The 24,969-nt window shown below is 36.2% G+C and carries 27 protein-coding genes and 1 pseudogene; 19 read left to right on the top strand and 9 right to left on the bottom strand.

Features of this window, described 5'->3' with window-relative positions; all coding sequences use genetic code 11:
• Window positions 1–25: 25 nt before the first annotated feature.
• The 5 genes from Q5W13_RS13015 (at window position 26) to Q5W13_RS13000 (ending at window position 4,956) form a co-directional block, all read left to right on the top strand.
• Window positions 26–1,621, top strand: coding sequence for a RagB/SusD family nutrient uptake outer membrane protein (locus Q5W13_RS13015; RefSeq protein ID WP_155594589.1), 1,596 nt, complete (start codon window positions 26–28; stop codon window positions 1,619–1,621).
• Between the two features lie 281 nt (window positions 1,622–1,902).
• Complete coding sequence (locus Q5W13_RS13010; protein WP_304443277.1) at window positions 1,903–2,631, top strand: FadR/GntR family transcriptional regulator; 729 nt, start codon at window positions 1,903–1,905, stop codon at window positions 2,629–2,631.
• 226 nt (window positions 2,632–2,857) lie between these two features.
• A complete protein-coding gene (locus tag Q5W13_RS25070; RefSeq protein ID WP_368662246.1) occupies window positions 2,858–3,676 on the top strand; it encodes an MFS transporter in 819 nt (272 codons plus the stop codon).
• 180 nt (window positions 3,677–3,856) lie between these two features.
• The gene (locus Q5W13_RS25065; RefSeq protein WP_368662245.1) at window positions 3,857–4,159 is read left to right on the top strand and encodes an MFS transporter; all 303 of its coding nucleotides are present in this window, start codon (window positions 3,857–3,859) and stop codon (window positions 4,157–4,159) included.
• A gap of 41 nt (window positions 4,160–4,200) precedes the next feature.
• Window positions 4,201–4,956: an SDR family NAD(P)-dependent oxidoreductase gene (locus Q5W13_RS13000; protein WP_155594592.1), complete on the top strand. Its 756-nt coding sequence runs from the start codon at window positions 4,201–4,203 to the stop codon at window positions 4,954–4,956.
• Window positions 4,957–4,989: 33 nt separating this feature from the next.
• On the opposite strand, the gene Q5W13_RS12995 is transcribed toward Q5W13_RS13000, so the two are convergent.
• Window positions 4,990–6,027: a LacI family DNA-binding transcriptional regulator gene (locus Q5W13_RS12995; RefSeq protein WP_304443276.1), complete on the bottom strand. Its 1,038-nt coding sequence runs from the start codon at window positions 6,025–6,027 to the stop codon at window positions 4,990–4,992.
• A gap of 145 nt (window positions 6,028–6,172) precedes the next feature.
• On the opposite strand from Q5W13_RS12995, the gene Q5W13_RS12990 reads away from it, so the two are divergent.
• From Q5W13_RS12990 to Q5W13_RS12970, 5 genes are all read left to right on the top strand, one after another.
• Window positions 6,173–7,213, top strand: coding sequence for a sugar kinase (locus Q5W13_RS12990; protein WP_155594594.1), 1,041 nt, complete (start codon window positions 6,173–6,175; stop codon window positions 7,211–7,213).
• A 19-nt stretch (window positions 7,214–7,232) separates the two neighbouring features.
• The gene (locus Q5W13_RS12985; protein WP_155594595.1) at window positions 7,233–8,456 is read left to right on the top strand and encodes a 6-phosphofructokinase; all 1,224 of its coding nucleotides are present in this window, start codon (window positions 7,233–7,235) and stop codon (window positions 8,454–8,456) included.
• 7 nt (window positions 8,457–8,463) lie between these two features.
• Window positions 8,464–9,132 (top strand): bifunctional 4-hydroxy-2-oxoglutarate aldolase/2-dehydro-3-deoxy-phosphogluconate aldolase, encoded by a 669-nt coding sequence (locus Q5W13_RS12980; RefSeq protein ID WP_304443275.1) that lies wholly within the window; start codon window positions 8,464–8,466, stop codon window positions 9,130–9,132.
• A gap of 345 nt (window positions 9,133–9,477) precedes the next feature.
• Entirely contained in the window at window positions 9,478–9,639 is a 162-nt protein-coding gene (locus tag Q5W13_RS12975) for a DUF1328 family protein (RefSeq protein ID WP_155594597.1), read from the top strand.
• Window positions 9,640–9,722: 83 nt separating this feature from the next.
• Window positions 9,723–10,043 carry a hypothetical protein gene (locus Q5W13_RS12970; protein ID WP_304443274.1) on the top strand — a complete coding sequence of 107 codons (321 nt, stop codon included), beginning with the start codon at window positions 9,723–9,725 and terminating at the stop codon, window positions 10,041–10,043.
• 61 nt (window positions 10,044–10,104) lie between these two features.
• Here Q5W13_RS12970 and Q5W13_RS12965 read toward each other — a convergent pair whose 3' ends face one another.
• The 4 genes from Q5W13_RS12965 to Q5W13_RS12950 all read right to left on the bottom strand — a co-directional run bounded on the left by Q5W13_RS12965 (window position 10,105) and on the right by Q5W13_RS12950 (window position 12,459).
• Window positions 10,105–10,290, bottom strand: coding sequence for a CsbD family protein (locus Q5W13_RS12965; RefSeq protein ID WP_155594599.1), 186 nt, complete (start codon window positions 10,288–10,290; stop codon window positions 10,105–10,107).
• A 102-nt stretch (window positions 10,291–10,392) separates the two neighbouring features.
• Window positions 10,393–10,803 (bottom strand): arsenate reductase family protein, encoded by a 411-nt coding sequence (locus tag Q5W13_RS12960; RefSeq protein ID WP_304443273.1) that lies wholly within the window; start codon window positions 10,801–10,803, stop codon window positions 10,393–10,395.
• An 88-nt stretch (window positions 10,804–10,891) separates the two neighbouring features.
• Window positions 10,892–11,440 carry a hypothetical protein gene (locus Q5W13_RS12955; protein ID WP_304443272.1) on the bottom strand — a complete coding sequence of 183 codons (549 nt, stop codon included), beginning with the start codon at window positions 11,438–11,440 and terminating at the stop codon, window positions 10,892–10,894.
• Complete coding sequence (locus tag Q5W13_RS12950) at window positions 11,437–12,459, bottom strand: AsmA family protein (protein WP_304443271.1); 1,023 nt, start codon at window positions 12,457–12,459, stop codon at window positions 11,437–11,439. The genes Q5W13_RS12955 and Q5W13_RS12950 overlap by 4 nt, the downstream gene beginning before the upstream one ends.
• A gap of 219 nt (window positions 12,460–12,678) precedes the next feature.
• Between Q5W13_RS12950 and Q5W13_RS12945 the strand changes: the two genes are divergently transcribed.
• Complete coding sequence (locus tag Q5W13_RS12945; protein WP_304443270.1) at window positions 12,679–13,254, top strand: M48 family metalloprotease; 576 nt, start codon at window positions 12,679–12,681, stop codon at window positions 13,252–13,254.
• A gap of 31 nt (window positions 13,255–13,285) precedes the next feature.
• Here Q5W13_RS12945 and Q5W13_RS12940 read toward each other — a convergent pair whose 3' ends face one another.
• Window positions 13,286–14,812, bottom strand: coding sequence for a GH3 family acyl-acid amido synthetase (locus Q5W13_RS12940; RefSeq protein WP_304443269.1), 1,527 nt, complete (start codon window positions 14,810–14,812; stop codon window positions 13,286–13,288).
• A gap of 184 nt (window positions 14,813–14,996) precedes the next feature.
• Between Q5W13_RS12940 and Q5W13_RS12935 the strand changes: the two genes are divergently transcribed.
• The gene (locus Q5W13_RS12935; protein WP_304443268.1) at window positions 14,997–16,343 is read left to right on the top strand and encodes an exonuclease domain-containing protein; all 1,347 of its coding nucleotides are present in this window, start codon (window positions 14,997–14,999) and stop codon (window positions 16,341–16,343) included.
• Window positions 16,344–17,068: 725 nt separating this feature from the next.
• Here the strand turns inward: Q5W13_RS12935 and Q5W13_RS12930 are convergent.
• Window positions 17,069–18,412: an OsmC family protein gene (locus tag Q5W13_RS12930; RefSeq protein WP_304443267.1), complete on the bottom strand. Its 1,344-nt coding sequence runs from the start codon at window positions 18,410–18,412 to the stop codon at window positions 17,069–17,071.
• A gap of 545 nt (window positions 18,413–18,957) precedes the next feature.
• Complete coding sequence (locus Q5W13_RS12925; protein ID WP_304443266.1) at window positions 18,958–19,206, bottom strand: hypothetical protein; 249 nt, start codon at window positions 19,204–19,206, stop codon at window positions 18,958–18,960.
• A 40-nt stretch (window positions 19,207–19,246) separates the two neighbouring features.
• Here Q5W13_RS12925 and Q5W13_RS12920 point away from each other — a divergent pair, with 40 nt between their 5' ends.
• The 7 genes from Q5W13_RS12920 (at window position 19,247) to Q5W13_RS12890 (ending at window position 23,418) form a co-directional block, all read left to right on the top strand.
• Window positions 19,247–19,549, top strand: coding sequence for a Crp/Fnr family transcriptional regulator (locus Q5W13_RS12920; protein WP_304443265.1), 303 nt, complete (start codon window positions 19,247–19,249; stop codon window positions 19,547–19,549).
• Window positions 19,550–19,613: 64 nt separating this feature from the next.
• Window positions 19,614–20,012, top strand: coding sequence for an LIC_13387 family protein (locus Q5W13_RS12915; RefSeq protein ID WP_304443264.1), 399 nt, complete (start codon window positions 19,614–19,616; stop codon window positions 20,010–20,012).
• A gap of 131 nt (window positions 20,013–20,143) precedes the next feature.
• Window positions 20,144–20,575, top strand: coding sequence for a Crp/Fnr family transcriptional regulator (locus Q5W13_RS12910; protein ID WP_304443263.1), 432 nt, complete (start codon window positions 20,144–20,146; stop codon window positions 20,573–20,575).
• Between the two features lie 197 nt (window positions 20,576–20,772).
• Window positions 20,773–21,450: an NAD-dependent epimerase/dehydratase family protein gene (locus Q5W13_RS12905; protein ID WP_304443262.1), complete on the top strand. Its 678-nt coding sequence runs from the start codon at window positions 20,773–20,775 to the stop codon at window positions 21,448–21,450.
• A gap of 112 nt (window positions 21,451–21,562) precedes the next feature.
• Window positions 21,563–21,784, top strand: coding sequence for a hypothetical protein (locus Q5W13_RS12900; RefSeq protein WP_304443261.1), 222 nt, complete (start codon window positions 21,563–21,565; stop codon window positions 21,782–21,784).
• A gap of 257 nt (window positions 21,785–22,041) precedes the next feature.
• Window positions 22,042–22,815, top strand: coding sequence for a hypothetical protein (locus Q5W13_RS12895; protein ID WP_304443260.1), 774 nt, complete (start codon window positions 22,042–22,044; stop codon window positions 22,813–22,815).
• 57 nt (window positions 22,816–22,872) lie between these two features.
• Window positions 22,873–23,418 (top strand): ASCH domain-containing protein, encoded by a 546-nt coding sequence (locus tag Q5W13_RS12890; RefSeq protein WP_304443259.1) that lies wholly within the window; start codon window positions 22,873–22,875, stop codon window positions 23,416–23,418.
• 67 nt (window positions 23,419–23,485) lie between these two features.
• On the opposite strand, the pseudogene Q5W13_RS12885 reads toward Q5W13_RS12890, so the two are convergent.
• A pseudogene (locus Q5W13_RS12885) lies at window positions 23,486–24,846 on the bottom strand (MBL fold metallo-hydrolase).
• Window positions 24,847–24,969 lie beyond the last annotated feature (123 nt).

Genomic DNA, 24,969 nt, shown 5'->3' with positions numbered 1-24,969 from the left:
GAATAACTTAAAAAAAATATACGTAATGAAAACATATAAATATTTATTCTTATTGATAGGATTATCAATAGTAGGATGCTCGGATTTAGAAGAGGACCCGATTACTGAATTATCTCCTGAAAGTTACTTTAGTTCTTTAAGCTTAGAGCAAGTAGAAGGTTTTGTAGCTGGTTCTTATGCACATATGCTTCACAGGAACTTTATGTCTAGAGAAATGACTCAAGCTCTTATGTTCCGCAGTGATATGATGGCTATAGGTAGAACTGGTGCCCAAGAAAGAATAGACCATGACAATTTCACTGTACAGGCAGATAATGCATTGATTGCAGGTGGCTCAAACGTGTACTGGCCTAAAGTTTATCAAATAATTGGCGCGGCCAATGAAGCTATTGCTGCTGGAAATGCACTGACTGAAGAAGATGAAGCCGTGGTTAATGAAGTTTTAGCAAGAGCACGTTTTGCAAGAGCATTTGCTTATTTCCATCTAGTTAGACAGTTCGGAGATATTCCTTATTTAGACGAAACAACAATACTATCAGAAGCAGCCGTTGCTCCTAGAACGCCAGCTGCAGATATATATGCAAGTATTATTGAAGATTTAGAGTTTGCCAAACAATGGTTACCTAATACACAGGCATCCCGAGCTATACCTGCCAAATCAGCAGCAAGTGCGTATTTAGCTTTGGTTTATTTAACTATGGAAGATTGGCAAAAATCTTATGATGAAGCAAAAGACATCATTAATAATGAAGGCACATACAACTTAGCTTTGGAACCTAATTTTCAAAATTTATTTGACGCCATTAAAAATGATGAGTCTTTAGAACCCATATTTATATTAGATTTTACTGGTGTTTCTGATGGTGACCAAGGTAGAGATTATCAAGTGGCGTTTACAGGTATAAGATCTGATGATCAATATGACATGGGAGGCGGATGGTCTGTAGAAGTTCCTGCTCTTAAAGTGTTTACCACTTGGGACGATCAAGATTACAGAAGGGCTGTTACTTTTGATGCCACGGCTGTTCAAGGAGGCGCCGTCGTACCTTACACAAATTTCACAGATGCAGATGGTAGAGCAGTTAATCGCCCACATGTTGGAAAATACACTCGTATGGCCAGCAAATTACCTCAGCAGGATGGTAATGGTAGAACATCACACTCCAATTACATGATGATGCGTTATGCAGAGGTTTTAATGATTGGGGCTGAAGCCGCAAATGAATTAGGAATTGCTGCTGATGCTGAGGCATGGGTAAATAGAGTTATGGCAAGATCTAGAGCTGGCGGTTTATCATGGGCTAATGGTGCCGAAGTAACGATACCTCCCAGCGCTGTGCCTGCTGATTTCTCAGGGTTATCTCAAGCTGATTTTAGAACAAGAATCTTAGAAGAACGTAGATTAGAGTTTGCATATGAAATGAAAAGGTGGTACGACATTACTAGAAGAAAACTAGGAAATGAAGTATTTGGTGCTAACGGATTAGAATCAGAAGTGTCTACCGAATCTGGAGTTGGACCAGGACCAAAGTCATTTGACCCAAGTCGTGATTATTTATTACCAATCCCCGCTTCTGAGATAATTATAAATCCAAACTTAACACAAAACCCTGGATACTAATATCTCATTTCCTTGATTAATAATCAAGGTGATATGTTAAGTAAAAAGATTAATTATAATAGACACCCGTAAAGGGAAACAAAGAATACGAAGAATGTTGTTTTGAGTTAGATTGAGAGTAATTTTGCCGGCTCGCTCACCACGAGTCGGTAAAATTTTTAAAATCTCCAGACCCTGTAGAAACCAAATTCTTTAAAGCAAAAAATACTTTTATAGTACATTTGTTTTAATTATTTTTAACAAACCAATCTGGTTAACCAATTTTTAACATACTGTCCCCTATGAAATTAGAAATCCTGACTAAGCACGAAAATAGAGAAATACAAAATAGTATCATTTCAAAAATTCGTGATCTCATTAACTATAAAAATCTCGAACCATATGACAAGCTACCGGCAGAGAGAGTACTATCTGAGAAATTTGAAGTCAGCAGGAGTAGTGTTCGTGAAGCAATCCAAAAGCTGGAGTTTTATGGAATACTAAATTCCAAGCCGCAAAGCGGAACTTTTATTTCAAATATCGGTCAAATTGCCATGAATGGTATGATCGATGATATTTTAAGTTTAGAAGAACAAGATTTTAAATCACTGGTAGAGACACGTATTTTACTTGAACTAAAAACGGTAAAATTAGCGGCCATCAGAAGAACAGATGAGGATTTAGAAAGAATCAAGTCTGCTTTGAATGCCTATAAAATAAAGATGATTGCTGGTGAAGATTGTCTAGAGGAAGATTTGCTTTTTCATTTAGCAGTAGCTGCTGCAAGCAAAAACAGTACTATGAACACACTCATGCTACTAATAACGCCTGAGATTATAGTTGCTTATGCTAAAGACCCTGTCTGTAAAGGTGATGTAGCCTTGTCAGAAGTAAAAAAGCACGAAGACATATACATGGCTATCTTAAATCAAGATCCAAAATTAGCCAAAGAGACGATGAAAGTACACTTTAGTAAATTGTACGATTACATCTACGGTGAGGATAGAAAAATAAAATTAAAGAAAGGATAAAAGTGCACAATTTGTCCTTTTAATACATACTGAAGGAAAACTAATACTTAAAAACTACTTATTTAATGAAGGTAAATGGCTAGAGCCATACTCATCTTATCCTAATTATTTACAAAGTATTTAAGTCATTTAAATACAGTCATTTAGAATTGCTCTCCTCCTATTTTCAAAAATTAGGCTAGCCATTCTTATGCCTGAGTACTAAGAACAATTTAAAAGAACGAAGATGAAAATCAAAAGTTTAAGATGGTGGGTTATAGCTTTAATCGCTTTGGCTACCGTTATCAATTACATTGATAGACAAGCACTACCCGTTCTATGGCCAGACATTGCTAAGGATTTATATCCAGATAAAACGCCTGACGAACGAAAAGAAATTTATGCATTTATCTCCACACTTTTCATATTTTCTTATGCATTTGGTCAATCCATTTTCGGAAAGATATTTGACAAATATGGAACAAGGATAGGGTTTACGCTGTCAATTGGATTTTGGTCCATTGCAACAGCACTACATGCTTTTGCAAGAGGAATTTTCACGCTTAGTATTTTCCGTTCTTTATTAGGAGTTTCAGAAGCTGGAAACTGGCCGGGGGCCGCTAAAGCAAATGCAGAATGGTTTCCTACAAAGGAAAGAGCATTTGCACAAGGTCTCTTTAATTCAGGCGCTGCTATTGGAGGAATTATAGCCTTCCCCACAATTGGATTATTATCTGTCTATTTCAGTTGGAATTGGATTTTCATATTAGTAGGTGCAACAGGTTTACTATGGCTTATCCCGTGGTGGATTTTAGTAAAATCTCCGCCTAAAAATCACCCATGGATAACAGATGAAGAACGTACGTACATCTTAACGGGACAAAAGAACCAAGATGAAGATGAAGATGGAGAACCAGATGATGGTTACAATCCCGAAACTGGAAAAATGCTAAAGCATAAAGAAAGTTGGGGAGTTATTCTAGCATCTGCCGCTCTTGATCCTATTTGGTGGTTGTTTATTTTTGGATCCCCATTTACTTGCATGAAGTATATGGCATGGATGTAAAATCAATCGGGTTTTATGCTTGGGTCCCTTATGTGGGCGCTATGCTTGGAGCATGGTTTGGTGGGCTATTAGCTCAAAATAGAATTAAAGTTGGTTGGACAGTGAACAAAACTCGAAAGTTTGTAATTACCCTTGGATGTGTAATTATGCTACCTTTCTTACTGTTAATGGCTAATCCATATGGGACCAGAAATAGCCGTGATATATATGGCACTTATTCTATTTGGTTTTCAAACAGCTATTGGAAATGTTCAAACCTTACCTAGTGATTTATTTGGCGGAAAAACAGTAGGTACACTTTCTGGTTTTGCTGGTACGGCTGCTAAATTAGGAGCATTTGGATTGACAGCCTTAGTACCTTGGCTTACGTCAGGAGGAAACTATACACCAGCGTTTGTAATTGGTGCTGCGCTAGCTATAATTACAATGGCAAGTGTTTGGTTTTTAATTCCAAATATTACGCCACTAAAAAGTAAAAATTAAAACAAAATAACTAACACTAATTAATAGTAATTTACACAAAGATGAAAGGAAAAGTAGCAGTAATAACAGGAGCAACTGGAGGAATTGGTTTTGCAGTTGCAAAAAGATTAGGACAAGATGGTTTCACCGTGATTTTGAACGGTATTGAGGATGAAGCTGGTGCTCAAAGAGTAAAAGAACTTACCGATGAAGGTATCACTGCCGAGTATTACGGTTTTGATGTTACAAAAGAAGACGAAGTAACAGCAAACATTAAAGCAATTGGTGACAAGTACGGAAAAATCGATACACTAGTAAACAATGCTGGTGGTCTTGGTGGAAGATCAAGATTTGAAGATATGACTACAGAATTCTATAGATCTGTAATGGCATTAAACCTTGACTCAACATTCTTTGCATCTAGAGCAGCAATTCCTTACCTTAAAAAAGGAGAAGATGCCTCTATCATCAACTATACTTCCAATGCAGCTTGGACAGCAGGTGGACCAGGAGCAGGAATCTACGGAACTTCCAAAGCTGGTGTTAACGCTATCACTAAAGGATTGGCAAAAGATTTAGCTGAATATGGCATTAGAGTAAATGCTGTGTCTCCAGGTACTATAGACACTCCATTTCACGCACAGATCAAAGCAACTAAACCAGAAGTTTTTGCTTCATGGGCTAACAGCATTATGTTAGGTAGATTGGGTCAGCCAGAAGATGTAGCTGGTGTTGTATCTTTCTTAGCTAGCAAAGATGCTAAATTCATTACAGCTGAAACTATCCAAATTGGTGGTGGGCAAGCTTTAGGAATCTAGAAAATTTATTTTATAATACTAAAAGCCTTTCTTTTAATTAAGAAAGGCTTTTTTATTAGAAGAATCCCTGACAATCAACTCGGCATCTAGAATTTTTTTGTTCAAAGACTGCTTAACATCAGGTGAGCTAACATGTTCTAAAAATGTTTGTGCGGCCAACCTTCCTATTTCAGCACTGTGCTGTTCAATACTTGTAATTGGCGGAGAAACCATTGCAGTAAAAGGTTCGTTGCCAAAACCTACCAATGCTATTTCATTGGGAACGTCAATAGCATTCTCTTTTAAAACCTGTAGCGCTCCTAAAGCAGCATAATCGCCAGCAATATATACCGCATCCGGTCTCGTCTTTAACGAAAGTAATTGTTCCATTTTTAGACGGCCATCTTCCTGTGTAAGACTACTTTCCAACAAAAGTTCGCTATCTAATGGTAAACCATGTTTTTCAATAGCGTCTTTATACCCTCTAATTCTATTATTGAATATTCTGGTACGTTGGTAGCCCCCAATATGTGCTATTCTTTTGCAACCTTGTTCAACCAAATGTTCAACAATCATATGGCTGCTGGCATAATCATCAATACCAATATAATCTACGTTTAAATCATTCTCTCCACGGTCAAACAATATTAATGGTATACCTCTGGATTTAATTTTTTCGTAATAATCTAGGTCCGTAGTTTCATTGGCCATAGAGGCAATAATACCATCCACTTGCGTAAACAATAATGTATCTATGCTATCACATTCCTTTTTATAGGATTCGTTAGATTGTGTAATGATAATATTATAGCCCGCCTTATTTAAAACCTCCTCCATATTTTGAACTACTGAGGAAAAGAAATTACTATTTGTTCTAGGCACAATAACACCTACCAGATTGCTCTTACCTTTACGCAATGCGCTTGCCAAATGATTTGGCTGATAATTCAAGTCTTTAGCTACTTTCTTAACAGCCTCTTTGGTTTTTGAGCTAATTCTGGAGTCGTCCTGCAAGGCCTTTGAAACGGCAGCAGTAGATATTTCCAAGATATTTGCGATATCTTTTAAGGTGGTCTTTTTTTTATTCGACAAGTTTTTCTATATTTGTTTAATCGATTAAGCAAAGATATATTTTTAAAATCGCCAATCAAAACTCATACGTTTTGATTTATTTTTAAAAATCAGGTTAATCGATTAAGCAAATAAGTAGATTCAATTTAAAATAACACCATTACAAATGAAAAAAGTAGTAACCTTTGGAGAAATAATGTTGCGTTTAGCACCTCCTGGATTTTTGAGATTTTCACAAACTAATACTTTTGATGTTGTTTACGGCGGCGGTGAGTCCAACGTAGCAGTATCTTTAGCAAATTACGGCGTTCCCGTAGATTTCGTAACTCGTTTACCAAAGAATGATATTGGTGACTGTGCGTTAATGGAAATGCGCAAAAGAGGCGTAGGAACAGACAAAATAGTTTATGGTGGTGACCGTCTTGGTATATATTTTCTAGAAACTGGTGCTGTCTCTCGTGGATCTAAAGTTGTTTATGACCGTGCACATTCTGCTATTGCAGAAATTGAATCGGGAATGATCGATTGGGATACTGTTTTTGAAGGTGTAGAATGGTTTCATTGGACAGGTATTACTCCTGCCATCTCTCAAGGTGCTGCAGATGTTTGTTTGGAAGCAGTTAAAGCTGCCAGCGCAAAAGGTATTACTATTTCAACAGATTTAAATTACAGAGCTAAGCTTTGGAATTATGGTGGCGATAGAGAAGCTATTATGACTGAGCTTACTTCTTATTGTGATATCATCCTTGGAAACGAAGAAGATGCTGAAAAGCACTTTGGTATTCACCCAGAAGGTTTGGATGTTCATAAAGATGGGCATGATGTTAAGGCAGAAGCTTTCTTATCTGTATGTAAGCAGATGATGAAGAAATTCCCTAAAGCTAAAAAAGTAATTACAACCCTAAGAGGTTCTATTTCTGCATCGCACAACACATGGGCCGGTGTTTTATGGGATGGTACCAAAATGTTCGAAACACGTCAATATCAAATTACAGATATCGTGGATCGTGTTGGTGGTGGTGATTCTTTCATGGGTGGATTAATCTACGGATTATTGAAATACCCAGAAGATGATCAAAACGCATTGGATTTTGCTGTAGCTGCATCTTGTTTGAAACACACTATAAAAGGTGATGCCAACTTGGCAACGGTTAGCGAAGTAGAAAAACTAATGGGTGGTGACGCCTCTGGAAGAGTAGCTCGTTAATTTTCAAAACCAAAAAAAAATGGCTCCTAAAAAATCGATATTAATTTTTTGTGGTGGTGGTCCCGCACCGGGTATCAACGCTGTTATTAGTACGGTAGCAAAAATCTTTCTTAAAGATGGCTATCGTGTCCTAGGCCTTCATGAAGGATTCAAAGGAATTTTTTCTGAAGAACCACAAATAAAGGAATTCGATTTTGCACATGCCGATCGTATTTTTAGTCGTGGTGGATCTACTTTAATTATGAGTAGGTTTAAACCAAAGGACGAAAAAATAAATACGAAACTTTTTTCGGATAATAATGTAAAACTATTAGTCAGTATAGGCGGTGACGACACCGCCTCTACGGCTAACAGGATTACAGGGTATTTAACCAAGGAGAATATTTTTATTTCAAATATTCACGTTCCAAAAACTATAGATAACGATTTGCCCCTACCCGACCGAAACCCAACTTTTGGATTTCATTCGGCAAAGGACGAAGGCGTGCGTATTGGTAATACTACATACGAAGACGCCCGCACCAGTCAAAACTGGTTCGTCATGTCTACTATGGGGCGCTCTGCAGGTCATTTGGCATTTGGTATTGCTACCAGTTGTCATTTCCCTATGGTGGTCATTCCCGAGATGTTCAACAATACCCCTATCACTTTTGATAAGGTAGTACGGTTGATTATTTCCTCCATCATAAAAAGAAAAATAGAAAATATAAATTATGGTGTGGCGCTCGTAAGCGAAGGCGTTTTTCATATTATGCCAGATAACGAGATTGACCATTGCGGTATCAATTTTACGTATGATGACCACGGTCACCCAGAATTGGGTAACGTGAGCAAATCTCATATTTTTAATATGTTGGTCCAGACCAAACTAAAAGAATTGGGTATTAATATAAAAAGTAGACCGGTAGAACTAGGTTATGAACTTAGATGCTGCAGGCCTATTGGTTTTGACCTGACCCTTTGTACCCTTTTAGGACTTGGTGTTAAAAAACTATTTGATCAAGGTATTAGTGGTTGTATCGTTACGGCAAATTCCCGCGGTGAAGTAACCCCATTGTTTTTAGAGGATATACAAGGAGCGGATGGTAAGATTGCCCCTCGCCTAGTAAATATAGACTCTGAATTCGCTAAACTTTTCTTTCAGAATATGCACTATATTCAGGAAAGCGATTACGAAGCAGCAAAAGCATATCTTCCGGATCCGGAAAGATATGATTTCAATAAAATTTTATCAGAACAATAATAACATTATGGCACAGTATTCAAGAATAGAAGTAGCAAACGTAATGAAGGAAAATGGTATGGTTCCTTTGTTTTATCACCCAGACGTTGAATTGGGTAAAAAAATCTTACAAGCCTGTTATGATGGTGGTTCCAGATTAATGGAGTTTACAGCTCGTGGCGATTTCGCTTTCGAAGTTTTTTCTGAATTGAACAAATACGCAGTCAAAAACCTTCCGGGTATGATTATGGGTGTAGGTTCTATTACAGATGCTGCAGCTGCTTCATTTTACATGCAGATGGGTGCCAATTTTATCGTGACTCCTTCATTAAGAGAAGATATCGCAGTAGTTTGTAACCGTAGAAAAGTACTATGGTCGCCTGGATGTGGATCTTTAACCGAAATCAACAATGCTGAAGAGCTAGGATGTGAAATCGTGAAGTTGTTTTATGGAGATCTTTACGGACCTGGTTTCGTAAAAGGAATTAAAGGACCTCAACCTTGGACAAGCATTATGCCTACAGGTGGTGTTAGTACAGATGAGGCTAACCTAAAAGGTTGGTTTGATGCTGGTGTAACATGTGTTGGTATGGGTTCTAAACTTATTAGCAAGGAAATTTTAGCCAATAAAGATTACGCTGGGTTAGAAACTAAAGTTCGTGAGACTTTGGCTTTAATCAAGAAATTAAGAAGCTAAGACACTTTTGCCATCAACCGGTGGCGTATATATCATATTTACTAGCCGCCTACTTAGGTCCATCCCAAGTAGGCGGCTTTTTTATTTCCTAACGTTACTGATCACAAGAGCACAAAAGCCTTAATTGAACATTCCTCATAGAGGCAAAATTACCATTTTCACTATTCTTTCTTCTGTCTATAATTGTCAAATTCCTCACTTAGATACTCCCCCCTGCTATTACGGTATTTTTAAATTTAATGCAGTTAAGCTTATCTGCTAATTTTCTAGACCTTTATAATATCTGATACAGATAGATTATTGTATCAAGAACAATCTAATATTAATTATAAAAACCACAGAAATATGTTACGCTGGACAGTTATATTTATCGTATTAGCCATCATCGCAGGAATCTTCGGATTTGGAGGAATTGCTGCTGGGGCCGCTAGTATTGCAAAAATCTTATTCTTTATTTTCATTGTACTTTTCATAATCAGTTTGATTATGGGACGCAAGAAGATTTAAGGCCGATTACCATATAAATTTTACAGTTACAAAGGATGGCAGAAACGCCATCCTTTTTTGTTTCACACTAAAAACATACACTTATGAACGATGCATATGCCAAGCATGAAAAAGATGCTATAGACGAATTTGAAAAGAAGGGGTATACAGCAAGATATCGATACGAAAATGACGTATTGATAAATCTGGAAACACATAAAAACTATAAACCTGTGGACATTACGATTGTAAAAGAATTCAGGTACGAAGGTATGAGCAATCCGGATGACCTTTCTATTCTATACATCATTGAAACAAATGATGGTTCAAAAGGAACATTCCTTATGGCCTATGGACCATCTGCCGATACGGATACCGCTTTGTTCTTTAAGAACGTACCCAATGAAAATTATCATAGGGAGTAAAAACAAAAAAGCCCGAACATTACTGCTCGGGCTTTTTGTTTAGATTGGTATTGATTTTATTCTACCAGCTTGCAATTTCTTCTTGCAATTCTTCTTTTCCCTTACCGACTTTTTCTTGTACTCTACCCATCATCTCATCAAACTTTCCTTCCGTGTAGGTTACATCATCATCGGTTAAATTTCCGTATTTCTGTTTAAGTTTACCTTTTACTTGGTTCCACTTACCTTCTAATTGTTCCTGATTCATTTTATTTATTTTTGTGATTAAACATCTTTTTATCAATACTTAAAATTAAGAATGAATTACCCCACTCTTTAATCTTAAAAAATAGATTTTTGCTCTTAAAAATTAATTGTATGGTTTCTCGATTCCAGCACTATCGTCATCCATGAATTTTACAAAATCTGACGGATTTTGAATTGGAATAAAGCGGTCTCCTTTTATAACAACAGGGAAAGCTAAGGTTGATGGTGATTTTTCCAAAACTCGCAACCAATCATGTTCGTCTAAGTCTACTTTTTTATCTCCGTATTTCTCCTTAAAATCAGGATGGTCTTGATTTACCAGACTTCCTATAGACTCGTTCATACCTTGAGCTATCTCCGCCCATTGTGTGCCCGTTACTTTTGTTTTTGATATGTCTATAGCCATGATAGCTTCATCTGCCGCTTCAACGTAAGCATACGTTTGCTTACCTATTGAATTCTCCGAATTGTAGTATAATGTTATCTTCTTTTTATCTTTTGATATAACTCCCATTTTCTTAAATTTTAGTTCAATTATTACTATTATGAAACTAAGGGTTATACTGGCGATTCATTACCTCTAAAAAATTAATTTTTTCTCTTTACTTTTTTCCGTTTCCAATAATGGTAGAAGTTAAACCATCGCCTACATTTAGCCAGAGGTAATTAAAAAATGATTTTGTAGGATCTCTTTCAGCTTTAATACCTCCATAGCGGTATCCATTTTCATCGGTATTAGAACCATCGTTTACAAACAAACTTCCAATGGCGGTCAAAAGCTTATTAATGCGTAAACGGTCTTTCTTTAAAACTGAAAATTTAAAATCTTCATATTTCATTTTCATATCTCCGGAAGAGGATATGGAATTACCGCTTATCGTAAAATAGAGCTCCTGTATTTCTCCTTTTGCCCGCACCCTCAAATTAGATTCAAGAAAAGAGTTTATGTTCTTAGAGTGAAAGTTCTTTACCGTTCCCGAAGCGGTAAACGCATCTGATTCCTTTTTTGCATCAAAAGACCAGTTCAATGTTATGGGAGCTTCCCCCATCAATAGCGCCTTTGCTGTAACCGATGTTTTTTCATTCTTTTCTGGTACATTTTGAATCTCAAGAATTTCAGCATGAACATCGTCAAAAATAATTTTACTCATGATGTTTCTCTATTTACCCGTTCACTATAAGCAATATAACTATCGCTAATTTCTACTTTAGGAACATTTAATTGTATTGGTAATTTGCGAAGAGCCTCACTATATAATTTCTTCCTTTCCGTATCATCCGGCAATAGTTTATCTCGAAATATTTCAAGTGTAGCTCCTTTTAACTTACCTGTTCCCGTACTTACCCATAGTTTTTTTTGAATGATACCGAAGTCTATGTGTTCAAAACTGACTTCCGGGATTAGTAAATCTATGTAATCACGCTCTTTGTGTAGATGCCAAGATAATTTGGTCTTACTGTATTTTGATTTTATTTTTAAGTCTGAAATAGTAATGTCGCCTTCATCAACTTTCACTTTACCAACTTTCAGGGATTCATACGGACCTAAATCGGCATAAAGAGAAGTTCCCTCAAACATTAAGGAACCATAAGCAACCGGAATTTTTGAATTGATGAGTGAATCATTAGTGGTAACGTGATCTATTTTAATATTCACGGAATCCAACTTCATGGCCAGACTATCATTATCACCTTTTAAGAGAGTTACATCACCGTTTGCCACATTTATCTCATCAATATAAATTTGCTTTAAAAGCCCAATCTTATTACTATCTGTTTGAGAAGTATCAGTCTGTTTTTCTTTCAAATAAGACTTTAATATTGGCTTTTCTATATTTAAACTTTTTAATGCTATTTTATTATTGAAAAGAAACTGCCAATACCCCAAACCAATCACTTCCAAAGAGCCTATTTGCAATCTTGTTACTTGCTTTAAGGAATCTACTGCTCGCACTCTGAAATCTATAGTTTTGAACTTCGCAGATCCGGTCAAGACGTTCACGTCAATAAGTTTATACTCCAGTTGCATATGAGACGGCAATTTGGTTTCCACAAAATTGGCTATGGACTTTTTAGCCATTAACTGGACACTAAGCATTAATAGTGCAGCAACGATTAGCAGCCCCAAAAATACTCTGAAAATAATTTTTCCTATTCTCTGTAAATGCATTGTTTGTATTTATCTTTAAGGAACGGTAACTACATGCTACCCTTAAATATTTAAAATTGGCCCTTTAAACCCTAAAATAGGTGTGTTTTCCAATTTATATTTGACCGGTTAAGAAAAACGGTTTTCAGGAACCAAAGTGTTTTATAACTTATCCTCGCAATACTATTGCCAATGCCCAGTACTTCAATTTTAAATCGTCTTAAACTATTCATATTCTTTATGGCACTAGCACAACTAAATGCCCAACATACAGTTCCAGAAACTATTTTAGAAGAAGCTAAAACGGCCCTATCTCACTATCCGGAATTAAAGGATACACCTATAACTTTTAAAATTATAAAGAATATAAAACAATCTACGATGAGAGCACAGCCTGTAATAGGCACCCTTTTAAAATCGAAGAAAAAGCGGGCATACGTGATTTTAATCAGCGAAAAAATAAAGATTTCAGATGAAGTGTTTTTGACCAAAGACGTACCAAAAGGTATTATGATCGGTTGGCTTGGTCATGAGCTAGGCCACGTAATAGACTACAGTCATAGGAGCTCATTAAACCTCATTTGGTTTGGAATGAAATACTATTTTTCTGGATCATATATTAAAGAAGCGGAGCGTGCAGCAGATACCTACGCCGTAACCCATGGCATGCACGATTACATTTTGCAGACCAAGCGCTTTATTTTGGACCATGCCAAAATAGATGAAAAATATAAAGAACGTATTCGTCGTTATTACCTTTCTCCGGAAGAGATTATGGATGTTGTTAAGCAGCACGAAACAACTAACAAAGAATAGATAGGTTTAATTAAAAATGAGAATCAGGCCTTTATTCGTTAACAAAGGCTTCCCATTCCTTAAACTTCTCTTCTCCCATTACACGTTCCATTTTTACCTGTCCGCCTTTTTTCTTATTCTTACCGTTCCAGTCATGAAATACAGAAGGTAATACAGAAACGACTTTCACTCCCTTTAACGCTTTGGAACGGGCTACTTTATAATTTTTATTGGCATTTTTAAGAGATTCATCTAACGCTTTGGCCAGTTCCTCATCATCTGTTTTGTCTTCCGTACCTAAATACCAACAGTGATAAAACTCCCCGTCAATTCTCTTGGCACACAAGGTATATTCTGGAATACGGATACCAAATTTCTCTTCAAGTTCCTGTACGCCATCATCCAATTTATTTACCGAAAGCTGGGAACCTACGGTATTCAAAAAGAATTTGGTTCTTCCTGTAATTTTTATTTCGGCGCGTTTTACATCGGTAAATTCAATGGTATCACCAATGAGGTAACGCCAAGCTCCTGAGACCGTACTTATGATGAGCACATAATCTTGTCCTTCTTTTACTTCAGACAATTTTAGAGCGGGTGCATCATCACTTAGTGACCCATCTTGCTGTATATACTCTGGTTCAAAAGGAACAAATTCAAAATAGATACCTGAATCTGTTGAAAGTTGCATAGCATCGGTTTCCGGTCTGGCTTGAAATGCTACAAACCCCTCAGATGCCAAATAGGTATCTATAACCGTAATTGGCTTACCTAATAAGGCATTAAAACTCTTTTTATACGGGCCAAAAGCCACACCTCCAGAAGTGTACACCTGTAAATTGGGCCAAATCTCATGAATGTTCTTTAGACCGTGATACGCAATTACCTTTTGCAACATCAACTCAATCCAAGAGGGTATTCCACTTAAGGCGCCTATATCCCAATTGGCTGCTTCCTCGGCTATTTTCTGTACACGTTCATCCCAATCATCAATTTCTGCTATTTCTTCACCGGGTTTATAATATCCTCTAAACCAGTTGGGAATATTACTAGCGCTTATACCACTAATTTCACCTTCCTCATGACCTTCCACTTTATTTAAATCCGTAGAACTGCCTAGCATTAAAATACCAAGTTCAAAGAAATCTGGCGGTAAATCAAAATTGCTTAAAGCAAACACTTGTTCAACTCCTGTTTTCCGGATGGCATCTATCATATCTTCCGTTACAGGAATACGCTTACTAGTTTTACCCGTAGTACCAGAACTTAATGCAAAATAATCTGGGGTACCCGGCCATGTAACATCCTCTTCACCTTCATGCAATTTCTGCCACCACTCCTCATTAATCCGGTTATAGTCAAAATAAGGAATAGCCTTGGTAAAAGCATCCGCAGGACTTTCAGAATCTAGAATGTTCTTAAATTTATAATGTTTTCCAAAAGCGGTATTCTTTGCCTTTTTCAACAATTTCTCAAGTACCTCTTCCTGTTCCTTAACTGGGTTTTTATCTCCGGTTAACTTATCCCTGACATCTATAAATCCCTTTATGATATGTCCTATAATCGGCGTGTGTTTCATAGTAACAAATATAATCCTTAAGTCAATAATTTCTGCACTTTATGAAAGGATTGGTTAACCCAAAACAGATTTTTTTAGACTCATAAAAAGATAGGTTAAAACGCAAGTCTTGTCATAACGTTAAACTTTTTAATGTCGATCTTAGTTTGCTTAATTTTGCAGTTCAATCCTTCCACATTCGCATTTGTATAGCATAGTAGACATAGAAACTACCGGCAACGGTATTAAGGGTAATAAAATTACCGAAATTTCCATATTCATATATGACGGTTATGAGATTGTGGACGAGTTCACTTCTCTTGTAAATCCCGAGTGTGAAATACCTTATTTCATTACCGGATTAACTGGAATTGATAATGATATGGTCCGTGACGCTCCCAAACTGGAGGAAATTGTAGAGGACATTCTCAAAATTACGGAGAACACCATTTTTGTAGCCCACAGTGTAAACTTTGATTACAACGTAATTAAGAACGAATTGCAGCTTTTGGGTATTGATTTTATTCGTAAAAAGCTTTGTACGGTCCGCTTATCGCGTAAGTTGTTACCTTACTACCATTCCTATAGTTTAGGAAAGTTATGCTCTTCATTAGGCATACCGTTAACGGACAGGCACCGCGCTAGAGGCGATGCGCATGCTACCACCCTACTCTTTAAAAAATTATTACGCGCAGATGGTGCCGACGAGGTCTTTAAGTCCTTCTTAAACTCCCGTTCCCAAGAAGCTACCTTACCTTCTTCTTTGCCTAGGGAGGCTTTTGAAAAGTTGCCCACAGCTCCTGCTGTTTATTATTTTAAGGATGGAAAAGGAAAAATCATCTATGTAGGGAAGGCCATTAATATCAAGAAGCGGGTACTAAGTCATTTTTACGATAAGAAAACTAAAGAAATACAGCTTTGCCAAGTAACGGCAGATATAGACTTTGAACTTTCCGGAAGCGAACTTTTGGCTTTGTTAATGGAATCCAATGCCATAAAACATCATTACCCGGAATTTAACCGTGCGCAGAAAAGAAAGATTCAGCCGTATGGAATATTTAGTTATGAAGACCGTAACGGTATTATGCACTTAGCTTTTAATAAGTTAAAAATGGCTCCAAATTCTGTACTGACTTTGTATAGCCCTACGGATTGTAGATTATTTATTGAAGAGGTCTGCAAAAGCTTTAGGCTGTGCCCAAAGTATTGCCATTTACAAGAGAATGTAAAAACCTGTTCCCATTACCGCATAGAAACTTGTGATGGTATCTGCAGGGAAGAAGAGGACCTTGCTTTATATAACGAAAAAGTACAACTGGCTTTAAAGCATATTAGGGCTCAGAAAGAAGACTTTGTAATTAGAGAGAAAGGTAGAAATGCCGAAGAGCAATCTTTTGTATTGGTAAAAAATAGCGCTTATGTTGGTTATGGCTTTATAGACCAAGAAAACACTATTACTGCAGACCATGATTTGGAAACTTTTCTGGTGCCACAAAATAACACTTTGGAGACCGAAAGTATCATTAAATCCTACATGAGCAAAAATCCATAAAAGCGTTACTTCTAGAAAGTAAATGTGAAGATTAATAAGGGTACAGTTACTTATTCAACTTCTTGTACATAAGGATTACGAACAATAACCATACGCTAAATATTAAGGCAACAACAGCGGTATATATCCATATAGCATCCATAAGTTTGGTTTCAGGTTGTACAAAGATTTGGTGGTTTTAGTCGAACTATAAATACTGACAAACAAAACTATTTGTCAATTTGTAATCCGATTCTTATTAAAGATAACCAAAAATTAGAGAAAACAGCCTGTACGAATTAAGATTGTTTTAACATTTACAAAAATGTTAAAAAAAACGCCTAAACGATGTCTTATTCGCAATAAAAATTAACTTAAATGCAGAAAATCAAGTAGATACAACTATTTTTTCTTTCCGCTATTCATCAAAAGTAGCACAGTTACTACTAATGCTACGCAAACACATGCGAATACAGCAATCATAATAATGCCATTGCCGTAGTTAACGAGAGGTAAATTCTGTGAGATCATAGGTTGGTGATTTATATTTAGACAAATTTATGCCAAAGCCACAATTCAAAATATGATAATTATCAGGCTATTAGAATTTTAGTAATGCTAAAAAGATTGTGCCATTCATACTTTTCAAGACCTTGTTCTAATCAATTTACGAAAGCTTACTTACACTAAAACACCTAAGATAATTTGACCGTCATTTTTTTAAAACAGCATATTTACTGTATAGTCTATTTCATTTTTTTCCCGTTCAAATAAAGAGTTGTATTCATTTCCGTTGCGTTTTTTAGTCCCTCTCCTGCAAAGCACAATGCCAAAGACTTATTATAGAACTGTTTTAGTCTTTCTTGAGATTCACTGGATTGAATTAAAACGTGCGAATGAACCGTATCTGTATAACTTACCATTTTTACGGAATCTATAGCTTCTTGCCTATAATCGATCTGGTCTTCAACACGGTAATCAGTAAACTCCAACCCCATCATTGCGCTAACCAATGTAGTTTGCGATGTTAAACATAAAGCTGTACCGGCCGTAAAATATTCCAAAGAAGTAGGCGCCAAAGGATTATCGTTATCCCCCATAAATTCATCTGAGTATATTGCCCAGGTTTCGGGTGTAGGTGTAGAGACCGTAATTTTTTTCAAAAAGGGTCTTTTCTGATTTTCTGCAGACTCAGCTATAGCAAATATTTCAAACTCCATATTTGCCATATTATCAAAACCTAAAACTTCATCATCTTTCACAACTGGTTTTAGATGCTCTGGCTTTTTGGGTACATGCGTAATAAAACTTAATTTAAAACCATCAACAATAGATTCCTCAGAAAGGGTTGTTCCCGGTGTAGCATGATAATTCTCCCAGTTCGCTCCGTTAATACCTAAAGCTGGTTCAATTACTGTTTCATTTCTTAACGCTTCTCCTGCAGCCCATGAACTAAGTGCCATCTCTTTTATTTCTTGAATGACTTCTTCAGGCTCGCTACTTTCAATAATTATATTTGTAGTTGTTTTATCTAAAAATCCAGCTCCGTCTGGAGACATCATATTATGCCAACGAAATTTATTCAGCACCTCTACTTTTATGTTATCTAAAGTAACTCCCTTAACTCCTGCTGCCCTAAGAATTTGGGTGTGTAAATTTGCTGCCAAACCACTGGTGTAATAACTAAGTGGAGATGGCCCAAAAGGGTTAGAACCTTCCGCGGCTCCTTCATCAGCAATTAGATGCCATCCCGTATAATCATCAATACCCGTAGATTGCATCATGCCTTTTTTTAGCATCTTCGAATTTTCATTCTTCACCATTTCTGTAATTGCCACTATATTCCTGTTGACAGCTCCGTCAATAGTTTTAGCGACACTAGGTTTAAAAGACGTTGGTGCTAGTGCTTTATCATTACGATCAATTACTTGGTATTCTTTATAGCTATTATAGGTTTCTCCCTTCTTCATCATGAACAAAACCATATTCCTCTCTTCGCTTGGCATAGAAAACCAATATATACCACTTGCTATGGCTATAACGCCAATAATACTCGCAATTACTAAAACTACTTTTTTACTTTTTTTCATGACTATATTCTTAAAGTTCAATCAGCATATTTCCTACCACCTATTAAGAACATTTTAGAGACCTATTTCTAAAACGTAAGTAGCCTATTACATGAATAATAATTATAAATCTTAATAAAAAAAGACATCTTATTAGATGTCTCACGCACATAAAATACCAACGCAAATTCAATTGGAATTCAACGAGCAATACACCTTAAGAAGGTTCCTTTCTAAATATCAAAATGCATCTTAGTCTAACATTTATGGTCATGTTGCCCAAAAATTACCGAGCTTATTACGAAACCTATGAACATAAAACCAAGTACCATAATTATTACGCTGGTAATGTTTACATCAAACGAGGAAAAAACTTGAGAGATCATAACTTTGATTTTTAAATTAATACTTAAAATTAAGATGAAATGACTTCAAGAAATATGATAATTATCAGCATCACATTTTTTTTGCACTATAAATTCTAAAGCTTTTTAAGGTGATAGAAATTTATAAAAACTTTCATGTAGGAACTCAAACTGCGTAGATATTACTATATTCATCATACATTAATCCATTACAAAAATCGAAACTCTAAAACACATTTTAAACCAGATTCTTCCTATTGAAGAACAGGATTGGGAGGCTATAAAACCACATCTCACCGTTACCAAATTCCAAGAAGAAGAACAGTTACTCTCCCCTCCTAACATCTGCAATTTTATTGCCTTTATAAAATCTGGCTCCATACGGTCATACCATACAGACGACAATCTGGTTGAAACCAACCTTCTCTTACGGTCCGAAAATGAATTCATTACAGATTACGAAAGTTTTATAAGCCAAGAACCGTCCACATTGTGGATTAAGGCTATTGATAAAGGCGAAGTCATTTATTTAGACAGAACGGGCCTGCATACCCTTTACGACACTTCTTTTTATTGGAATAAGTTTGGCAGAATTATTAGTGAACAGATTTTTCTGAACAGTAAACGTAGAACAGCACAAATGTTATTTTTGACCCCCACAGAGCGGTATGTACTGCTACTGGAAACCCAACCCTATTTTTTTCAGAAATACTCCTTAAAACATATTGCCAGTTATTTAGGAATAACTCCACAATCATTAAGTAGAATTAGAAACCAACTTTCTAAGCATTAGTTACCTAAAGTTAAGATGACTCCACTGCATTTCTAGAGATTTGTTTAAACAAAAAAAACGAATCATGAAAAGTATCACATTTGAAAAAATTGGAGGCATAACTATGCTAATTACAGGTTTAGGACATACTACAACCCATTTTATTTTAGAAAACTCCACACATCCACATCCGGAATTAAAGCATGCCATGAAAAACACCCTTATAAAAATTGGGTCTGAAGTTTCCGTATTGGATTTCCATAACGGATTTAGTTTAGCCATGGGCTTACTATTAATAAGTTTTGGGGTTTCCATTCTAAGAAACAAAGACAAAACAGGACTGCTTATTAACCTAGCTGTAGCCGGATTAATGGTTCTAATATCAGCACTTTACTTTCCTGTTTTTGTACTAGTATTAACCTCCATCTCTTTTACCTCTCTTCTATTAAGAACATTAAAATATGATAGCAGCCCAACGAATTAACTAGGATAACTCTCTCCCCTTATTGAAGTTGTCAGTAATTTCTAGTACTTTTCGTTTAGCTAAGCAAACTGCGCAGATTACAGATGTGTTTTACATCTAGACGAATACGCTCTATACCATTACAAGCAACAATGGAAAATCTAATACACTACATACAATCTAAAATTTCTCTAACTCAAGAAGAGATTCAATTGACCAAAAAGTATTTCATCTCAGAAGAAATTCCGGCACAAACCAATCTTTTAAAAGCCGGAAAAGTGGAACGGTATATCTATTTCTTAGATACGGGAATCGTAAAAGGTTACCAAAATATAGACGGAAAAATTGTGGTACAACATCTTGTAGCGGAGAACGATTTTTTCACTTCTCTGGAGAGTTTCATGACAGAAACGCCTTCATTGGATTATTATGAAACTGTTACCGATTGTAAACTTCTAAAAATCTCAAAACCTGATTTTGACTTCCTACAGCAGGAAACAAAATTCTGGGCTGTTTTTGTAAAAGAAGTTACCAATACACATTTGAACTGTAAATTGGAACGTGTAAAAATTTTCAAATTTTAACCGCAAAAGAACGCTATTTAAAATTTATGGATCAGTACCCCCAATTAGCTTTGAATGTTTCTATAGACAATATTGCTTCTTTTCTGGGAATGGAACCTCAATCCTTAAGTCGCATTAGAAAACAAATCGTTTTCTAACAAATGTTATTTCCTACTTCTTAAAAGCGCTTGAAATTTGCGCTAATAAAATTTAAAATAATGAGTAACGAAATTTCATTAGTAACAGGTGGTAACGGGCATTTAGGAAATAACCTGATAAGACTCTTACTTTCTAAAAACCAAAAGGTAAGAACAACAGTACGAAACACAAGTAACACAGCACCTTTTAAAGGGTTGGACTGTGAAGTGGTTCAAGCGGATATTACGGATAGACAGTCCTTAAAAAAAGCGTTCCACGGTGTAACTAATTTATATGCCGTAGCAGCAAATTTTAGTATGTGGGCCAAAAATCCCAAAACCGAAATTTATGACAATAACCTACTAGGTACGCAAAACGTATTTGATATGGCAAAAGAATGTGGTATCAAAAACATTGTATATGTGAGTTCCGTAGCCTCTTTGGATTTTACAAAATTACCCGCCAATGTAGCTAATGGCTATAATAAAGACCGAAGAAATTGGTATTACAATTCCAAAAATGATTCCGATAAATTAGCCCTGCAGTTAGGAGAAAAGTATGGCATACGAACGGTTTTGATTCTTCCTGCGGCAATGATTGGTAGCGAAGCTTACAAGTTGAATTATTCCAATAATCTTATAAGGCAAGTTTTAAATGGTGAAATTCCTGTGGACACCGGAGTAACACTAAATTGGATAGACGTTAAAGATGTTGCCCTAGGCGCTTATAACGCCATGCAAAATGGCAGAAACCTATAACGCTATATTTTATCTAACGAAAAGCATACGTCTCTGCAAGAAACCGTAAAAATAGCCGCAGAATTATACCCAGACCTACAATTAAAAATGCCCAAAAAGGTTCCAAAATGGTTTGTACACTGTTGCCGGATTAATGGAATTTGGCAGTAAACTCACCGGAAAAGAACCTTTACTACAGCGGCAGTATCTAGATATGTTTTATGGTTTAAAGCAAGATTATGATATTAGTAAATCTAGAGAAGAATTAGGCTTTAACCCTAAACCGTCAAAAACAGCTTTGGAAGATGCGCTTAACTATTTAAAAAATGAGTGGGCAGAGAAGAAAACTGCATAAAACCCCACACCAATTCTCTCATACAATATTCATACGGGCCTCCTTAATCGGTGGCCCAACACAAAAACATTTCGACTGTAGTATAAAACTTTACACAATAACACTACCCTACTTTTACCCGTTTCTAGATTAATCTCTTGCCTTATTGATGTTTTCAGAAAATTCTAGTACTTTTCGTTTAGATAACTAAGCTGGGGATATAGTGGTGTTTTACATCTAAAAAACCATTTGGCCGAAAGAAAAAAAAATCAAAAAAAATGATTAACTATGAGCAGAAATATAGCGTTTCAGAAATCGCTAAAATTCTCGAAACGAATAAACTACAGCTAAAAAAATGGACTTATCATTTTAAAGAATACCTGAGCCCAAATGCCAATCCTGAAAAAGGAATTAAAAGAGAATTTACAATTGAAGATGTTTCTACTTTAGGATATATTTCAATGTACTGGGAAGAAGAACCTGATTTTGAAAATATTAAATACGGTCTTAATTCCAATGAACAATTTGAATCTCCATATAACAAATTAGCAATTGAAACAATTCCAATTTTTAGACAATTTTCTAAAGATTTAATTGGCGGGAAAGTTTGGACAATAGGAGGGATTACCGAAATCAATGATAAATTATCACTCGCAGATTCTTACAAATTCGCTGGTGACTCATTGGTAAACATTGGAATTGAAAATGTGGAGATTAGAGAAATAATTTACCCAACGATTTACAACTACAGACACGCTACTGAACTATATTTGAAAGTAATACTTCCAAATGAAACTGGTCATGATCTCAAAAAACTATATAACAAAGTAAAGATTTTATTAAAGAATAAATTTGATGTAATTCCGCCTAAATGGTTTGAAAATATAATAAATGCGTTTCATGATTTTGACCCAGGAGGAACTACATTTAGATATGGCATCAAAATAGATAACGACGAAATGTTTATTGACTTAATCCATCTTCAAAAAATGATGAAGTGGTTTTCAGAGTCAATACACCAAATAGAGAAACGATTAATCTTTATTGAATAAAGACTCTTTACCCAACAAAAACAACCAATACAAAATTCAACAGAATCAAATAAAACCATGAAACACCTCATCCTAATCACAGTTCTAATTCTGACCAGCTGTAAAGGCGAAACAAAAACGGAGCAAGAGGTTGCTATAGACCCATCCGTTCAGGCAATGTGGGAGAGCTTTACCCAATCCAATGCAGAATTCGAGGAAGAGGAACAACCAGAATCTTGGTTTTTTCATGATAATGAGGAAGATGCCAACCGTTTAGCGGAATTGGTCTTAAAAGGAAAAAAGCAAGCTGGTTCCGGTTTATATTCTTGGTATGCAGAAGCTAATGCAGATTTACCATCCGTAGGCTCAATACACATTATCACAGATTTTGATGGAACCGCACGAGCTATCATTCAAATTAAAAAAGTAGATACTATTCCCTTTAATGAAATATCAGAAGCATACGCAACTTTAGATATGGGAACAACGGATGAACCTCTCAAAAAATGGAAAAAAGCCCATTGGGATTTCTTTGCAAGCACCATGAAAGAAAGCGAGCAAGAGCCTTCTGAGGATATGCTTGTGGTTTGTGAATATTTTGAAACGATATGGCCTAAAAACTAAATTACTCTAAAATAAAAAACCCCATTACTTTAGTAAAGTAATGGGGTTTTTAAGCTTCTATACCCACTTATAAAGTAGTAGGACAAACATAGTCCGTTGAAGGAACTTCGGCCGTTTTAAGGGCTCCAAAACCACCTCCTATATCTATAAAGTTATGTATACCTCTACTCTTTAAAATAGATTCTGCTATCACTGAACGATATCCTCCGGCACAATGAACCAAGAAGGTTTTATCTTTTGGAAATTCGCTCAGATAATCATTCAGACCATCTAATGGCGTATTAACAGCGCCAAGAACATGCTCAGAAAGAAATTCGCTCTCTTTACGCACATCAAAAACCTCAGCTTCTTTATTTTCAATTTTCGATTTTGCTTCTTCCGCAGAAATCGAAGTAATCGTATCATAATCCTTACCGGCTTTCTTCCAAGCTTCAAATCCGCCTTTTAGAACCCCAATAGTGGCATCAAAACCAACACGGGACAAACGGGTTACCGCCTCTTCTTCCATGCCTTCTGGTGTCACCAATAAAAGTGGTTGCTTTGTATCTGCAATAAGCGCACCTACCCACGGAGCAAAATCGCCATTAAGACCAATAAAAATAGATCTTGGAATATGACCTGTTATAAAATCTTTCTGAGGTCTTACATCTAATACCACTGCTCCTGATTCGTTTGCTATTAATTCAAAAGCACCCGGATTTAATTCTGTGGTACCGCGATCTAAAACATCGGCAATATCTTCATACCCTTCTTTGTTCATCTTAACGTTCAAAGGGAAGTATTTTGGTGGAGGAAGCAAACCATCGGTAACTTCTTCAACAAACTCTTTTTTGGTCATATCTGCGCGTAACGCGTAGTTCATTTTCTTTTGGTTGCCCAATGTATCTACCGTTTCTTTCATCATATTTTTACCACAAGCGGAACCTGCACCATGCGCTGGGTAAACAATGATATCATCTGACAACGGCATGATTTTGTTTCTTAAACTATCGAACAAAATACCCGCCAAATCTTCTTGGGTCATAGTTGCAGCTTTTTGAGCCAAATCCGGTCTCCCTACATCGCCTAAAAACAACGTATCCCCAGAGAAAATTGCATGGTCTTTACCATTTTCGTCTTTCAACAAATACGTAGTACTTTCCATGGTATGCCCATAAGTGTATGCAACGCTTTTATGGTAATATCCCCAATTTTGAACTCTTGTCCGTCTTTAGCTATGATGGCTTCAAACGTAGGGTCTGCATTGGGCCCGTAGACAATAGGTGCTCCGGTTTCTTTTGAAAGTGTAACATGGCCGCTCACAAAATCTGCATGAAAGTGAGTCTCAAAAATATACTTGATTTTAGCCTTGTCCTTTTCGGCTCTTTCTATATAAGGGTGTACTTCACGTAGTGGGTCAATAATGGCCACTTCACCTTTACTTTCTATATAATATGCGCCCTGTGCTTAAGATCCGGTATATATCTGTTCTATCTTCATAATCTTTTGTCTTTTTATTTCCCGTGAGGAAAAATTATACGCTTTACCTACTACTGTATCTAAAGCCTTACT

This window comes from Zobellia laminariae, from assembly GCF_030553095.1.
GTDB classification, from domain to species: domain Bacteria; phylum Bacteroidota; class Bacteroidia; order Flavobacteriales; family Flavobacteriaceae; genus Zobellia; species Zobellia laminariae.
Note: the sequence above shows the minus strand (reverse complement) of the source record. Positions and strands in the feature narration are given on the sequence as shown.